Origin of the sequence: Nocardia sp. NPDC004604 (genome assembly GCF_040609795.1) — a bacterium.
GTDB lineage: Bacteria > Actinomycetota > Actinomycetes > Mycobacteriales > Mycobacteriaceae > Nocardia.
The window spans coordinates 1-13,797 of the sequence record NZ_JBEXLC010000018.1; the positions used below are offsets into that span (position 1 = coordinate 1).

General features: G+C 66.4%; 14 protein-coding genes. 8 read left to right on the forward strand and 6 right to left on the reverse strand.

From position 1 onward, the window contains the following. The coding region (locus tag ABZW16_RS09290) for a helix-turn-helix domain-containing protein (RefSeq protein WP_354953920.1) at positions 1–274 on the reverse strand (274 nt) is incomplete at its 3' end. Positions 275–323: 49 nt separating this feature from the next. On the opposite strand from ABZW16_RS09290, the gene ABZW16_RS09295 reads away from it, so the two are divergent. Then, positions 324–680 (forward strand): DoxX family protein, encoded by a 357-nt coding sequence (locus ABZW16_RS09295; RefSeq protein ID WP_354953922.1) that lies wholly within the window; start codon positions 324–326, stop codon positions 678–680. Positions 681–1,070: 390 nt separating this feature from the next. Here the strand turns inward: ABZW16_RS09295 and ABZW16_RS09300 are convergent, their stop codons facing one another. Both ABZW16_RS09300 and wrbA read right to left on the reverse strand, forming a co-directional pair. Next, the gene (locus ABZW16_RS09300) at positions 1,071–1,553 is read right to left on the reverse strand and encodes a DUF3237 family protein (protein WP_354953924.1); all 483 of its coding nucleotides are present in this window, start codon (positions 1,551–1,553) and stop codon (positions 1,071–1,073) included. A gap of 142 nt (positions 1,554–1,695) precedes the next feature. Beyond that, the gene (gene wrbA / locus ABZW16_RS09305; RefSeq protein WP_354953926.1) at positions 1,696–2,304 is read right to left on the reverse strand and encodes an NAD(P)H:quinone oxidoreductase; all 609 of its coding nucleotides are present in this window, start codon (positions 2,302–2,304) and stop codon (positions 1,696–1,698) included. Between the two features lie 177 nt (positions 2,305–2,481). On the opposite strand from wrbA, the gene ABZW16_RS09310 reads away from it, so the two are divergent. After that, complete coding sequence (locus ABZW16_RS09310; protein WP_354953928.1) at positions 2,482–3,393, forward strand: LysR family transcriptional regulator; 912 nt, start codon at positions 2,482–2,484, stop codon at positions 3,391–3,393. A 95-nt stretch (positions 3,394–3,488) separates the two neighbouring features. Next, positions 3,489–4,112 carry a TetR/AcrR family transcriptional regulator gene (locus ABZW16_RS09315; RefSeq protein ID WP_354953930.1) on the forward strand — a complete coding sequence of 208 codons (624 nt, stop codon included), beginning with the start codon at positions 3,489–3,491 and terminating at the stop codon, positions 4,110–4,112. A gap of 505 nt (positions 4,113–4,617) precedes the next feature. On the opposite strand, the gene ABZW16_RS09320 is transcribed toward ABZW16_RS09315, so the two are convergent. The 3 genes from ABZW16_RS09320 to ABZW16_RS09330 all read right to left on the reverse strand — a co-directional run bounded on the left by ABZW16_RS09320 (position 4,618) and on the right by ABZW16_RS09330 (position 6,913). Further along, positions 4,618–5,646, reverse strand: a complete 1,029-nt coding sequence (locus ABZW16_RS09320) for a nitronate monooxygenase (RefSeq protein ID WP_354953932.1) — start codon at positions 5,644–5,646, stop codon at positions 4,618–4,620. 37 nt (positions 5,647–5,683) lie between these two features. Further along, on the reverse strand, positions 5,684–6,049 hold the full coding sequence (locus tag ABZW16_RS09325) for an SgcJ/EcaC family oxidoreductase (protein WP_354953934.1): 366 nt from the start codon (positions 6,047–6,049) through the stop codon (positions 5,684–5,686). Positions 6,050–6,199: 150 nt separating this feature from the next. Further along, the gene (locus ABZW16_RS09330) at positions 6,200–6,913 is read right to left on the reverse strand and encodes an SDR family oxidoreductase (protein ID WP_354953936.1); all 714 of its coding nucleotides are present in this window, start codon (positions 6,911–6,913) and stop codon (positions 6,200–6,202) included. A gap of 317 nt (positions 6,914–7,230) precedes the next feature. Here ABZW16_RS09330 and ABZW16_RS09335 point away from each other — a divergent pair, with 317 nt between their 5' ends. From ABZW16_RS09335 to ABZW16_RS09355, 5 genes are all read left to right on the forward strand, one after another. Beyond that, positions 7,231–8,523, forward strand: coding sequence for a helix-turn-helix domain-containing protein (locus tag ABZW16_RS09335; protein ID WP_354953938.1), 1,293 nt, complete (start codon positions 7,231–7,233; stop codon positions 8,521–8,523). A gap of 176 nt (positions 8,524–8,699) precedes the next feature. Next, complete coding sequence (gene lpdA / locus ABZW16_RS09340; RefSeq protein WP_354953940.1) at positions 8,700–10,157, forward strand: dihydrolipoyl dehydrogenase; 1,458 nt, start codon at positions 8,700–8,702, stop codon at positions 10,155–10,157. An 11-nt stretch (positions 10,158–10,168) separates the two neighbouring features. After that, positions 10,169–11,347 (forward strand): pyruvate dehydrogenase (acetyl-transferring) E1 component subunit alpha, encoded by a 1,179-nt coding sequence (pdhA, locus tag ABZW16_RS09345; protein ID WP_354953942.1) that lies wholly within the window; start codon positions 10,169–10,171, stop codon positions 11,345–11,347. 19 nt (positions 11,348–11,366) lie between these two features. Beyond that, positions 11,367–12,350: an alpha-ketoacid dehydrogenase subunit beta gene (locus tag ABZW16_RS09350; protein WP_354953944.1), complete on the forward strand. Its 984-nt coding sequence runs from the start codon at positions 11,367–11,369 to the stop codon at positions 12,348–12,350. A 24-nt stretch (positions 12,351–12,374) separates the two neighbouring features. After that, positions 12,375–13,640 (forward strand): dihydrolipoamide acetyltransferase family protein, encoded by a 1,266-nt coding sequence (locus ABZW16_RS09355; protein ID WP_354953946.1) that lies wholly within the window; start codon positions 12,375–12,377, stop codon positions 13,638–13,640. The last annotated feature ends 157 nt before the right edge of the window (positions 13,641–13,797 follow it).

Here is a 13,797-nt window from a genome sequence, read left to right on the forward strand (position 1 = left end):
GCGTCCGGCCGAGCGGGGTCAGGCTGTATTCCACCCGCGGGGGCGCTTCGGCGTACCGCTGTCGATCGATGAGGCCGTTGCTCTGCAGGCGGCGCAGGGTCTGGGCTAGTACCTTCCTGGAGATCCCGCCGGAGAGAGCGACAAGTTCACTGTGCCGCTTGGGGCCGTCTTTGAGCGCGTACAGGGTGACTACGGACCACTTGTTCGCGATGACCTCGATTGCTGTGCGCGCAGGACAGTCGGACATGAACATGATTCCGGCGGGAGGGCTCACGATCCGAAGGTTACCAAGGGGTACCTATCGGATCCCTAGCGTTGCCGCCATGCACATCACAGCCCTGATCCTGTCGGTCCTGCTCGCTCTGGCGATGCTCCAGTCCGGAGTGATGAAGTTCGTCCGCCCTACGTGGATACGCCAGTTCGCCGAAGCGGTCCACCTCACCACTTCCCAGCTCACCGTGCTCGGGAGCCTGCAGATCGCCGCGACGGTCGGTCTCATCGGGGGTATCTGGTTCCCGCCCTTCGCGATCGCCGCCGCGATCGGGCTGGTGCTCTACTTCGCCGGCGCGATCGCCGCCCACATCCGCAGCGGCGACCGGAACATGCTGGGAGCCGTGGTCTTCCTCGTGTTCTCGATCGCGACGTTGGTCGTGCTCTTTCTCCATGTTGTCCTCGCCTGAGTAGCGTAGGGGACTGGGCGTGGTGGCGTTGCGGCCCGCTGTCGCCCAGCGCACGGTCTCGGTCACGCCGAAGATCTCGAGTCGAGTAGCCCACCCGTAGCAGAACCAGGCGGCCCAATTCCGGCCCGCGAGACCATATTTGCGGCTGGCCAGAATCGCCGACCGCTCGTGGACATAGCCGTCGACCGTGTGAATTTCCGCCCCGAGTTGCCGTTGCGGAAGTATGGCCCCAACCCTTCAGCACGGGGTTGAGTTCGGTGACCACGGCGGACACCGGCCTGGTCGCTTGCGGGCGATCCGTGGCCCCGCGGACTTTCCCCGGCAGCACCCGCATCGCCCCGCCTGTCCCACTGGCGATTCGGGCGCCGGGTCGGGGTGCTCGGGCCGCGGCTACTCGACGATGTACACGTCGAAGGACACTCCATCGGGTTGGCGGCCGGCGACAACGGTGAATACACCGAGGTTGAGCCAACTCAGATCCGGATCGGTGGCTTCGATCTGTGCGTTAGCGCGGAAGACGTACTCGGAGGGGTCGACGTCCGCCCCGGCCGCCAGCCGGGCGAGTACTTCCGGTGGGCCATGTCGCACCGCGCGCATCTGCAGGTAGAGGTTGGCACCCGAGGCGGAGTGCAGGCCCATGCGGATGTCGCCGATGCTCGAACCGTCCGGATTGATGGTCTGCCAGTCGCCGCTGACGCCTGGCAGGACGATCCCGGTCATTGGTTCCGGGCCGGTGAAGGTACCACCGACATGTGGCACGATCCGGTGCCGTCGGCCGTCGGCGTCCTGTCCCAGATCGACGGGCGTCCCGAGAGCGACGTCGATGTGGAGGACCAGACGAAGCTTCGGGGCTGGCAGTGGTGTGGTGGTCATGCGGTGAACCTCCGTCTTTGCGCGGGCCGGTTGCTGTCTGTGTGGATCGCCGGGCGGGCATCACCCCACGATGGTGTGCAGGCGTGAGCAGGTCTGCACGTGTGCACCGATGCCCGCCGACTCCCCGGAATCGGGCCTGCGATCAGGCCGCTTTGAGCTGGGTCGCGATCTGGACGGCGCGCTGGGCCTGGTACCGCGCGGCAGCACGAGTGGCCTCGTTGACCGGATTGCTGCCTTGACTGTCCACATGCGAGGTGCCGTACGGGTTGCCATCGGTGAACTTCAGCGGATCGGTGAAGCCGGGAGCGACAAGGATGCCACCGAAGTGGTAGATGCTGTTGTAAAGGGCCAGCAGCGTGGACTCCTGACCGCCGTGGTCGGTGGCGGAGGAGGTGAAGCCGCTGTAGACCTTGTTGGCCAGTTTGCCCTGGGACCACAGTCCGCCGAGGGAGTCCATGAACTGCTTGAGCTGGGCCGAGACATTGCCGAAGCGCGTCGCGGTGCCGAACAGGACGACATCGGCCCATTCGATGTCGGCGGGGGTGGCGTGCGGAATCGTCGCGGTGGCGGCGTGATTAGCCGCCCAGTTCGGGTTCGACTCGATTGCTTCGCGCGGAGCTAACTCGGCTGCCTTGAGCAGCCGGACCTCGGCCCCTGTCTTGATCGCCGCGTCATGGAGTTCCTTGGCGATTTCGGCCACGGTGCCCGTAGACGAGTAGTACACGATCGCAACTTTCACTGGGGTAGCCACAGCGGCGTCTCCGTTTCGTTGAGTGGTAGCTGAGTGCCTCTGACTCGTCGTAGATGACCAGTCGTGTATGACAGTAGACGACCGGTCGACAAAAAACCAAGTTCTGGCCGGCTCCGCAGGGGCTTATTGCCTAGCGCCTGAGAGGCAAAAGCTCTTACCGCTGTACAATTGGGTTTTGTGGAGCTGCGTCAGTTGCGTTATTTCCTCGCGGTCGCCGAAGAGCTGAACTACGGCCGGGCAGCCAAGAAGCTGCTGATTGCGGGTCCTTCGCTGTCTCAGCAGATCAAGAGCCTCGAGCGCGATCTCGGTGTGCGGTTGTTCGACCGAGACCGCCGGTCGGTCGCGTTGACCACTGCGGGCGCGTCGCTGCTTCCCTACGTCCGCGACCTGGTGGAGCGAGCCGAGAACCTGCGCCGCCGCGCGGCCGGAGTGGTGGCGCTCGAGCCGGTGCGGCTGGGCTACGTCAACTGGTTGCCGCCGGATCTGCTGGGGCGTACGTCAACGGTGGCCCAGGTTTTGCTCGATACGTGGGTCGCCCCATCGCACACCCAGGCTCAGCGTGTGGCCGAAGGCGGCTTGGATCTGGCGGTGTGCTGGCTGCAGACCCACGATTTGGAGCGCCTGGAACTGAATGCCGCCCTTATCGGCGCGGACCGGCTCCATGCGGTGTCGGCCGGGCGGACGACGGGCGCGATCCAAGCTTGTGACACCGATATCCTGGTCGATGACGACGCGGCGATGTGGTCGTCGTGGAACACGTTCGCCGAGGAGTTCGCGCGGGCAAGTGGGGCTCGCATCGTGTCGATTTCCGACAGCGGGATCACCGGGCCGGCGTTCTTCGAGCATGTGCGCCGCAGTCGCCGCCCAGTCATCAACTCGCCCAAGGGGCAAACCGCGCCGATGCCGCAGGACCTGATTCGCCGGCCGGTAATCGCGCCCGAGCCGTGCTGGACCTGGTCGCTGGTGTGGCGGCTCAGCGAGTCCCGCCCCAGTGTTCTCGCCGTGGTCGATCTGCTGACCGGCGACCGGCCCGCGGCGATCCATGCGGCCGATACGTGGTTGCCGGCCGCGGATCCGTTCCACCAGTAGGGGATTGCACAGCCCCACATAATGGAGTCGCCCCCAAGGCCCGACCCACGCAATTCGCGCAACCATTCAGTAGATGACCGGTCTACAATGGCAGGATGGGAAGAACCAGTGACGCCCGGGAGAAGATTCTCGAGGCCGCGGCCTCGTTGCTGGAACAACGCGGCTATTCGGCTCTGGGTGTGGCGGAGATCTGCAAGACCGCCGGAGTGCCCAAAGGCAGCTTCTACTATTTCTTCGAGTCCAAGGAAGCGCTGGCGCTGGTCGTGATCGACGAGCACTGGGCTGCGCAGCGCAGTGACTGGATCCGCATACTCGAAAGCGACGCGCCGCCGCTGTTGCGGTTGCGGCAGCTGTTCGAGGAGACCGAGGCTACCCAACGGTCGGGGCAGAACAGCTGTGGAACCGTTTCGGGCTGTTTGTTCGGCAACCTCACCCTCGAGATGAGCAACCACACCGAGGCGCTGCGCGAGCGCCTGCAGCAGATCTTCGATGCCGAAGTCGAGATGGTGGAAGCAGTTGTCGCCGAAGCTCTCGCGCTCGGACAGGTCACCGTCTCCGACACCCACAGTGCTGCGCGATCGGTCGTGGCGCAACTAGAAGGCCAGGTGATGTTCGCGAAGCTCTACAACAACACGAGCCATCTGACTCCCTTGTGGGCCAACTGCCTGGCACTGTTGGGCGCCGACCCCACGGCGACGAGTACGCCGACGCTGGTGTGATCGCTGACGATCAGCGCCACACGCCCGCGGCCGACATGCCGCGGCCTTGACTCTCGAGCCCGGGGGTTCGTCATCACCGGTCTGTCGGGCGGCTCGGATCGGCACCAACCCTGCAGTGGCGCATGCCTTGTCGCCAATCGCGGGGCTTTCGGAAGCATCGCCCGTCGCGGTCGTGCGCAGCTCGTCGACTGGCTCGAGTCGAAATGGTTCGGCGAGCGGACGAATAACCTCGATCGCCGCGGCACTTCCGCATCCATTCGCTTGCGTTCTCCCCGATCTCAGTGCTGAGGCGAGTTGCCCCGCATCAGTTTTCGTGCCAGACCGAACCGGGCTGTCTGGTCAATGTGGCGGCCGATCCGCATCGGCCGTGACGTCGGCACAGCGCTCGACCACCCGTATGAGTTCGTCGAACCCCATTCGTGTCGACCCCATTCGTGTCGCCAGGGCGGTATGCGGGGTGAGGTCGAATCCGCCTTCGGCGCTGCGGGGGCCTGGTTCGCCGCCGTCACAATCTCGAGGCGAGGCGGGTGAGGATGCGGGCGACGGGTTCCGGGGTCGCCTCTCGGTATCCGGTGCCCGCCCAGAGATGGATTCGCTGGGCGTCGCCCGCCGAGGTGGCGGCTTTGCGGATCGGGCTGGTGAGATAGTGCACTGCCGGATAGCCGGTGGGTGCGATCTCGGTATACCTGTCGGTGAAGGCATTGCGGAGTGCGCGTGCCGGGCGACCGGTGAACGCACGCGTCACGATGGTTGTGTCGAAGGCCGGGTCGGCGATGGCGGTCTTGTGGGCAGTGGAGGCGCCGCTCTCGTCGGCGCGGAGCAGAACGGTGCCAACCGAGACGGCTGCCGCTCCGGCGCGGATGGCCGCTGCGACGCCATCCGCTGTCCCGATGCCGCCTGCGCCGATGACGGGGATCGACACGGTGGTGATCTGACGGATGAGATCGTCGAGGGGAATCACCGGTGGAATCGTCCCCGGCGTCAGCGTGCCGGAGTGCCCACCGGCCGCGGAGGCCTGCACGGCGAGCATGTCGACCCCGGCGTCCGCCGCCTGGTGCGCCTCGGTGGAAGAGGTCACGGTCTGGACGGTGACCGTGCCTGTTTTCTTGAATGCGGCGATGACGGCGGCAGCGGGGATGCCGAAGGTGAAGCTGACCACCGGGACCGGGTCGGCGAGGAGGAGCGCGATCTTCTCGTCCCAGTGATCGTCGTCCTCGCGCAGTCCGATCTCGCTGAGGTCGATTCCGTCGACATCTGCCTCGGGCTGGAGCAGGCGCGAGTAGGTGCGGTAGGCATCCTCAGCGATCGGAACCGGGTTCGGTGCGAAGAGGTTCACGCCGAAGGCGACGCCGGATGCCCGGACCGCTCCGACATGCTCCGACAGCGCGTCGATGTCCTTGTACCCGGCGGCGACGAATCCGAGGCTCCCTGCTCGGCCCGCTTCGATGACGAACTCGGGTGTCGACGGCCCGCCGGCCATCGGCGCGGCGAGCACGGGGTTCATTACTCCGAGTCCGGTGAGTGGTGAGCCCATCGTTGGTCCTCTCTGTCGTTGTTCGCCTTGTTCTCGTCTAGTCGATTTTGGAGACGTGGTAGTGGCTGATCAGCCAGGTACCCGCGATATTTCGGAGAATGACGGTGAGATGAACCGGAAGCGTGGGGCGATCGGTGAAGCCGAAGTCCACGGTCTGGTATCCGACGATCACGTCGTCGGAGAGCTGCCTGGTTTCGAGAATGCGGTAGTCGGCGGAGAGGCCGAGCGGCTGCGAGGCATAGTAGTCGGCCACGCCTTGGCGGCCGATGGAGTAGGTGGGGCGGAAGCCTTGGAACAGGGCGTCGTGGGTGAAGAAGGAGGCGACCTTCTCCGGTTCGTGGTTGTCGATCGCGGCCTTCCAACCGTCGAGCACGGTTGCGACCGTGCGTTCGGTATCGATCATGACTTTTCCTCTCAAAAGTTCTGTGCGAAGCGTGATCCGGTGACGGGTCCAGGGAACCGGACGCGCAGCGACGTGCAGCACCGCCCGTCTCGGGTCAGTGTCGGTGTCGTGTGCGTTCGGGCGGGAAGCGCACCGGTCGGGGGTGGCGGTTCAGCGGCCCGCGCCCTGACCGCCGTCGACGTTGAGAACCGCGCCGGTCACATACGGTGCGTTCTCGAGGTAGAGGACTGCGTCCACGACATCGGAGACCTCGCCCATGCGGCCGATGGGATGCATCGCGGCCAGCGCTTCGTGATACTCCGGGGCGTGCATCGGCGTCCTGACGACACCCAGCGCGACCGCGTTGGCGCGCAGACCGCGCCCGGCGTACTCGATGGCGAGTGCCTTGGTCGCCGATTGCAGTCCACCCTTGGTCAGTGACGCGAGCACCGAGTTCACATCCGAGCTGGCATGCTCGACGAGGCTGGTGGTGATCTGCACGAGGTGACCGGAGCCTCGAGCGAGCATCGCCGCAACCACGCGGCGGGTGATGTGGAAGAACCCGGTGACGTTCACGCCCACGACCAGGTCGTAGTCGGCCTGGGTGTATTCGGTGAACGGCTTGGCGATGAAGACGCCCGCGTTGTTGACCAGGGTGTCGATGCGGCCGAATCGATCCAGCGCGGCCGCAACGACCTGCTCTGCGGTGCCGGGATCGGCGATGTCGCCCTGCACGGTCACCACCTCGGGGTCGTCGGATGCGGTGATGGTGCGGGAGGTGGCGACGACACCGAAGCCTGCCTTGCGGTATCCCTCGACTAGTCCAGCACCGATGCCCTGTGAGGCGCCGGTGATCACAGCCACTTTTTGCGGTTGCATGCTCATCTCCTTTGTGTATCGGCCGGTGAAGGCGACCGGTCATCTACTTAACCGGTCGGGTGGCGTGGGGGATACCGACTGACAGCGGATCTGTGCGACTTTCTGGCTCCCAGCACGGAGGATTTCTGTCCTAGCGGCCGCCGGCAAGTACTCAGCGCCCGCTCTACGGCAGCGGGCCCGATCGCGCCGCGCGCATGGTAGCTGCAAGTTTGCCATTTGCGAAGGCTGTCAGCGTGTTTCCGATCCGATACGCCGAGGTGTGAGGCGCTGGCTCGAGTGGGGCATCGCCGGCGGTGATCTCGGATGCTGTCGAAGGATGTCCGATGGGCTGCCGCCGTATCGGGATGGGTAAGGGCGGCGATCATCTGTCCTGGAGTCTGCGGTTCCGCCGGGTGCTCGGCGTAACGTGTGCTGATATGGCGGCACCCAAGAAGGCCGGGTCCGCGTTGGGATCACCGGAACTTGCTACGGCACTGCGGGGCGAGATTCCTGAACTGACCCGGCGGCTGATGGCGGCTATCTTCACCGACAATCCGGAGTGGACCGATTACTCGGCGGTGACACGCGTGGATCTGCGGGATGGATGCCAGCGGTTCCTTACCCGGATTCTGGACTTGCTCGGTGGGCAGGCTGCTGGGCCTGAACGCGATGATGTGGCGGCGTCGATCGGTGAGTTGCGTGCGGAGCAGGGGGTGCCGTTGGAGGCTATGCAGCGCACGTTCCGGCTTGGTGGGCGCATTGTGTGGGAGGCGCTGCTGGACGAGGCTGGGGATGTGGCGCCCGCGCAGTTCCGGGAGATGGGGACTGCTATCTGGGCGGTGATCGACGGGATGTCGTCGGCTCTGGTCACTTCGTATCGCAATACTGAGCTGGATCGGGTGCGGCGGGATGAGCGGCGGCGGCACGGGTTGATCGAGGATTTGCTCGCGGGGCGGGCGCGCGATGCCTTGTTCGCGGCTCGGGCGGCGCGGGAGTTGAACCTGCCGGTGCACGGGGACTATGTCGTGGTGGTGGCGCGTGGTGGGTCGCACCCGCTGCGCATTGGATCGGAAACGGCGTTGGCTTCCGTGGGAATTCGTTCGGTGTGGCACGATCGGACGGATTCGACAGTGGGATTGCTCGCGCTGGAGCATCGATCGGTCGAATCTGTCCTGCAGCTGCTGCGATCGCAGGTGCGTGGGCGGGCGGCGGTCTCTGCTGCGGTCGCTGGGTTGGCTGAGATCGTTACCGCGCACACGTTAGCGCTTCTCGCGCTCGATACTGTGCCGGATGATGCTGTGGGAGTATTGGTTTCGCTCGAGGAGCGCTATCCCGAGGTGCTTCTGCTGCGGTCGCCCGACCTGGCCGAACTGTTGGTGAGGTCCACCCTCGGGCCGGTGCTCGACCTGCCGGTCAAAGAGCGGGATGTTCTGCTGCGCACTCTGGCGGTTTGGCTGGCCGAGAACCGCTCGGCGGCCAATGCTGCACCGCGACTGCACTGCCATCGGAACACGGTGATCAACCGGCTGGAGCGCATCACCACACTGCTCGGCCGCTCGCTGGAGGGACAGCGTCCCTACCTGGAGCTTTCCCTTGCGCTGGCGGCTCTCAACCTCGGCGAACAGGCCCGCGACTAACCCGAGCGAAACCACTCGTCCCAACAACCGAATTGGGCGCAGCGCCCAATTCGGATGCTGGATTAATGGACTTCGAGGTCATTGTTTGGGCTTCTCATTACCAGAACACTCGGATGAACGACCCACGACGTAACCCAAGGTGGGTCGGCTTCATTCGAGGATGAGGAGCACCACGAGTGCCGGATTTCGATCTTCTGGTGGTCGGCGGCGGTCCCGGCGGGTACGTCGCGGCCATCCGTGCGGCCCAGCGCGGCCTGCGCGTCGGATTGGTGGAGAAGGAGCGCCCGGGCGGCGTCTGCCTGAACTGGGGCTGCATTCCCACCAAGGCGATGCTGCGGTCGGCCGAGATCTTTCAGACCATCAAGGACGCCGCGGATTTCGGTATCCACGCCGATAATGTCCGCTTCGACTTCGCCGCTGTGCGCCAGCGCAAGGATGGCATCGTCAAGGAACTCACCGACGGCGTCGGCGGCCTGCTGAAGGCCAATGGCGTGACCCTCATCGAGGGCCATGCCCGGTTCACCGGCCCCAGCACCGTGGAGGTGTTCGAGGCGGGCCAGTCGCCGGTCTTCCCCGGTGGCCCCCGTTATGCTGCCGCGCCGACGGCCACCGCCGTGCGCAACGTCAGCGCCACCGACGTGATCATTGCGACCGGTTCGGTGCCGGCGCTGCTGCCTGTGCCGGGCGCGGACCTGCCCGGTGTTATCACCTCCGACGGCGCGTTCGGGCTGACCGAGGTGCCCGAGCGGCTGGTCGTCATCGGCGGCAGCGCGGTGGGCGCGGAGTGGGCGAGCCTGTTCGCCACTTTCGGCAGCGAGGTCACTGTGGTGGAGCTGCAGGATCGCCTGGTTCCGTTGGAGGACAAGGAGATCGGTGTCGCGCTGGGTCGCTCTTTCGGCAAGCGCGGCATCAGCGTGCTGACCGGCTCGACCGTCACCGGAATTGTGCAGGCGGAGGGCGCGCTGCGCGTCGGCGTGGGCGGACCGAAGGCTCGGGAGATCGATGCCGATGTGGTGCTGGTCGGTGTGGGACGCCGCCCCAATACCGCCGAGCTCGGCCTGGATCTAGCTGGAATCGCCACGGACGCACGGGGTTTCATCCCGGTCGACGAGCAGCTGCGCACCGGTGTCGAGCATGTCTATGCCATTGGCGATGTCACCGGCAAGGCGCTGCTCGCGCACGTCGCCTCGCACCAGGGCCTGACCGCGGCCGACGCTATCGCCGGCTACGACGCCCACATCGACTACGCCGTGATCCCGGCCGCGACCTTCACCCATCCGGAGATCGCCAGCGTCGGCCTCACCGAGGACGCGGCCCACGCTGCCGGCCACGAGGTGATCAGTGCCAAGTTCCCGTTCGCAGCGCTCGGCCGCGCCAAGACCTTCGGCGAGATCGAGGGCTTCGTGAAGATCGTCGCCGGTGCGCGGCATCAGGAAGTGCTCGGCGTGCACATCATCGGCCCGTCGGCCAGCGACCTGATCGCCGAAGGCGCCCTGGCGATTTCGCTCGAGGCCACCCTCGAGGAACTCGCCGACACCATCCACGCCCACCCCACCCTCGGTGAGATCGGCATGGAGGCGGCCCTGACCGGGCTCGGCCTGCCGGTACACATCGCGCCACCCAGGAAGCGTTGAGGAGACCCCTCATGACCACCAGCACCGCACCCCGCAAGCCGTCCCGCAAGGCGAGCCGACCCGCCGACGGCCACCCGGCCACCGCGGAAACCGCTCCGCCCGAGGCCGCCGCGATCGACTCGGGCGTGGCCGACTCGATCGCCGCCGCCGTGGCCGGCCCGGTCCAATCCCGTATCGCCGCAGAGGATCCCGGTACCCTGCGTGGCTTGTACCGCGACATGCTGTTCGTGCGCCGCTTCGAGGAGCGCACCGCGCAGGCCTACCAGCAGGCCAAGATCGGTGGCTACTGCCACCTCAACCTGGGTGAGGAGGCCACGGTGGTCGGCATGGGCGCGGCCATGCGCCCCACCGACTACCTGTTCACCAACTACCGAGAGCACGGCTACGCACTCGCCAAGGGCATCGAGCCCGGAAGTGTCATGGCCGAGCTGTACGGCCGCTCCACCGGCACCTCCAAAGGCTGGGGCGGTTCCATGCACATGTACGACACCGCGACTCGCCTGCTGGGTGGTTACGCCATTGTGGGTGGCCAGGTTCCGTTGGCGGTCGGTGCGGCGCTGGCCATCGACTACCGCGGTGGTGACGACGTGGTGGTGTGCCAGATGGGGGAGGGCACCACGAATATCGGTGCGTTCCACGAGTCGCTCAATATCGCGGCGCTGTGGAACCTGCCGATCTTGTTCTTGGTGATCAACAACCAGACCGGAATGGGCACCACCGTCGAGAAGTCTTCCGCCGAACCGGATCTGTGGAAGCGCGCGTCCTCGTATCGCATGCGTGGTGAGCGCGTGGACGGCACCGATGTGCTGGCCGTGCGCGATGTCGCGAGCGAGCTCATCGAGACCGCGCGCCGCGAAGGCAAGCCCGCACTGCTGGAGGCGGTGAGCTACCGCCTCAAGGGCCACTCCGTGGTGGACCCGGCGAAATACCGTGCCAGCGAGGCGGTTTCGGTCGCCCGCGCGAACGACCCGATCGTGCTGTGGCAGGCTGCCCTACTGAAAGCCGGTGTGCTGACCGAGGATTCGGCCGCCGACATCGAGCAAGAGGTCACCGCCGGGGTAGTTGCCGCCGTCGAATTCGCCGACGCCAGCCCGCATCCCGAGCCGTCGAGCCTGTTCGACTACAACTACGCAACCCCGGTGGCCGCCGACTCCCGCCGCCTGCCCGCCGATCCGCTGTTCACCCACTAAGGACATCACCGTGGCTGTCATGACCTATCGCGAAGCGCTGCGCGAAACCCTCCGCGAGGAGATGCGGCGCGACGACGACGTCTTCCTCATCGGGGAAGAGATCGGCGTCTTCGAAGGCTCCTACAAGATCACCGCCGGCCTGCTCGCCGAATTCGGCGAGAAGCGGGTGCGCGACACCCCGATCGCCGAAGAGGGTTTTGTCGGCGCGGCTATCGGCGCGGCCATGCTGGGCCTGCGTCCGGTCGTGGAGATCATGACGATCAACTTCTCGCTGCTGGCGCTGGACCAGATCGTCAATCACGCCGCCAAGATCTACGGTATGTTCGGCGGGCAGACCAGCGTGCCCATGGTTATCCGCACACCGGGCGGCGGCGGCCAGCAGCTGGGCGCGACGCATTCGCAGAACATCGAGCTGTACTACGCGTTCGTGCCCGGATTAAAGGTGGTCGCCCCGAGCACCCCGGCCGATGCGCGGGCGCTGCTCAAGGCCGCCATCGACGACGACGATCCGGTGCTGTTCCTGGAGAACCTGTCGCTCTACAACACCAAGGGCGAAGTGCCGCAGGATCTTCCGGCCGTCGAGATCGGCAAGGCCGCGGTTACCCGCGAAGGTAGCGACATCACCCTGATCGGCTACTCCCGCATGGCGACCGTCTGCACCCAGGTTGCCGAAAAGCTGGCCGCCGAGGGTATTTCCGCCGAGGTCGTGGACCTGCGCAGCCTGCGACCCCTGGACCGCGACACCGTCGTGGCCTCGGTCAAGAAGACCGGCTGCGCGGTCATCGGTGAGGACGACTGGCTCACCTACGGCATCGGCGCGGAGGTGGCGGCCTCCATCTCCGACGGTGCCTTCGACTACCTCGACGCGCCGGTGCGCCGCGTGGCCATGGCCGAGGTGCCGCTGCCCTACGCCAAGCCGCTGGAACGGCTGGCCCTGCCGTCCGCCGATTCGCTGTACACCGCCGCCGTGGAAACGCTTGCGGCCGTGGGCAAGCGGCGCTGACACCGGAAACCAGAGGACAGAACTATGCCCGAAATCACCATGCCACGCCTGTCCGACACCATGGAGGACGGCGTCGTCTCGAGCTGGCTCAAACAGGTCGGCGACAAGGTCACCCGCGGCGAAGTGCTCGCCGAGATCGAGACCGACAAAGCCCTCATGGAGCTCGAGGCCTACGACGATGGCGTGCTCGAGCAGATCATCGCCGCCGAAGGCACTCGCGTCCCGATCGGCGAGCCGATCGCCATCGTCGGCGACGGAAGCGGCGCCGCGACGCCGGCCGCCCAGCCTGCCACCCCCGCTCCTGCGGCCCAGCCCGCCGCGGCGAACGGTGCCGCGGCAGCTGGGAACCGCAGTGCGCCATCGACTTCCGCACCCACCGTTGGCCCGACGGCGGCGGGTTCCGACGAGCGCAAGAAGTCCTCGCCGCTGGCCCGCAAGATCGCCCGCGAGCTCGGCGTCGACATCGCCACCGTGACCGGCACCGGCCCCGGCGGCCGCGTGACCCGCCACGATGTCGAATCCGCCCATACCGCGGGCGAAACCGCCGCCCCCGCAGCCGCCCCGGCGGCCCAAGTCTCGTATGCCGCACCGGCTTCGGGCGACTACGACGAGATCCCGCTGACCAGCATCCAGCGGGTGTCCGCCACCCGGCTCACCGAGAGCAAACAGCAGGCGCCGCACATCTACCTGACCAGCGCCATCGACGTGACCGATCTGTTCGCCTTCCGCGCCGAGATCAACTCGACCTTGGCCAAGACCGGGTCGGCCAAGGTCAGCGTGAACGATCTGCTGGTCAAGGCCGTCGCCGTCGCACTGCGAGCGAACCCGACGGTCAATGTCTCCTTCGCCGGGGACAAGCTCTACCAACACCACGGCGTGCACATCGGCGTTGCGGTCGCGACCCCAGCGGGCCTGCTGGTTCCGGTCATCCGCGACGCCGATCGCAAGACCGTCTCCGCCATCGCCGCAGAGACCCGCAACAAGGCTGAACGCGCCCGTGACCGCAAACTGAAGGCCGATGAGATGAGCGGTGCCACCTTCACCATCTCCAACCTGGGCATGTTCGGCATCGAGCACTTCACTGCCGTGATCAACCCGCCCGAGTCCGCCATCCTCGCCATCGGCGCGGCCACCGACGAGCTGCGGCTGGAGGACATGCAAGTGGTGAGCCGAAAGATCCTGCGCGTCACCATGTCCGCCGATCACCGCGCCATCGACGGGGCCGTCGCCGCCCAGTTCCTGGCGCAGCTGAAGGACCTGCTGGAACACCCCCTGCTTATCGTCGCGTAGGAGTACGGAGTCGGACCCCTTGACGGGCAGTTGAAGCGGACCGGATAGGTGGGCGGCGTAGCAACGACAGGGACCGGGCCGGTTCAGGCGGACCTCGAACCGACAGCGATCGATTACACCGCGAGCCGCGTGCATCCGGGGTAGCTGGACAACAGCC